The organism is Novosphingobium sp. FG90 (genome assembly GCF_057808725.1).
Genome location: NZ_JBMDIO010000120.1, coordinates 1 through 643 on the forward strand (window position 1 = coordinate 1; position 643 = coordinate 643).

Annotated in this window: 1 pseudogene; it reads right to left on the reverse strand. The window is 64.5% G+C overall.

The window, feature by feature from the left end:
- A pseudogene (locus ACODRZ_RS26820) lies at positions 1 to 643 on the reverse strand (Tn3 family transposase); the annotation flags it as partial.

Sequence of the window (643 nt, forward strand, 5' to 3'; positions counted from 1 at the left end):
ATCCTGCGATCGGGAATGCCGGTGCCGATCGCCCGACGCCAAGCTTGCCGGATGAAGCCGACTGGCGTGCCTGCAGGCAATTTGCGCAGATGACCAAAATGAAGGTCGCGCATGATCGCGACCGCTCGCGCGAGCGCATGGCAGGCTGGCACCGCCCCGAATGTGAACGAGGCGATGAACGAGGGACCGACCTGTCGGAGGACGGGGTAATTGGTCGCGGCGACCGCGACGGGATCGACCGAATCGGGGCGGATCAGCTTGCGGGCTTCATCGACCTCGCGGCCGAGATCATTCCATCCGATCGCTGCCTCGACCGCAGCGCCGATATCGCCACCTGATATCTTGGCGGCGAGCAAGGCAGCGCCGAGTTGGGCAAGCAGCCGGATTTTGCCGTTGATGGTGCGCCGGTTGCGCTTGAGTGTCGTGTCCGCGCTGTTCTGTTCGCGCCGGAACATCTGCCCAAGCAGGCGATCGAACATCAGCACCGCATCGTCGGTGAGGGTAACGATGGTTTCGAGGATGGTCGCCACCAATGTGGCGCGACGCCGCGTCGCTTGCAGCGTCCGAACATGTTGCGCGGTCAGCCGCACGCCTTCCTGGCACAGGCGTCGGAGGCGCTCGGGATGGACGCCTACGGCGATAT